The sequence below is a fragment of the Pseudomonas sp. IT-P74 genome (genome assembly GCF_949768175.1).
Taxonomy (GTDB): domain Bacteria; phylum Pseudomonadota; class Gammaproteobacteria; order Pseudomonadales; family Pseudomonadaceae; genus Aquipseudomonas.
Genome location: NZ_CATKQD010000057.1, coordinates 1 through 524 on the forward strand (window position 1 = coordinate 1; position 524 = coordinate 524).

A 524-nucleotide genomic window follows, 5' to 3' on the forward strand; every position below is an offset into this window, starting at 1 on the left:
GAGCGGCTGGATCGGCCGGATTTGAAGGCGGGGCGGTATGGGGCTGATTACAGTGCGGCTGAAGCGTTACCACCTGAGTTGCGGGAGGATGAGCACAAGGCTGCGCTCGATGATCCGGACACTTACCTCTACCAGCGCGATACAAACGCCCCCAAGACCCGCAGCCTGATGATTCCGTTTTATTGGGGCTACCGGGCCGAACCCGGCGAAATCAAACGCGACAAAAATGGCGACCCGGCCCGGCTACGCAATCAATTCCAGGACCGGTTCGACAACCGTCTGGACCGACATTTCGCCAAGGGTGGCGGATTTTTTGCTAACGCCACCAACAATCTGCTGGAGATGTACGAAGAGGGTTTCGCCAAATGGTTGCGCCATTGGGTTCAACCCACCATGCCCAATTCCCTGTACATGGGCAAGGCGCCGAACCGGCGTTACTTCGTGCTCGCGGCGACCCGGCTGGCCATGCTGGTCAGCGAGATTCGCCGCGTGTCCCCCGATGAAACCATCACCATCATGGGGCA

The 524-nt window shown here is 59.4% G+C and carries 1 pseudogene; it reads left to right on the forward strand.

What is annotated here, in order from left to right:
- Positions 1-524, forward strand: a pseudogene (locus ACM6J5_RS22340) (hypothetical protein); the annotation flags it as partial.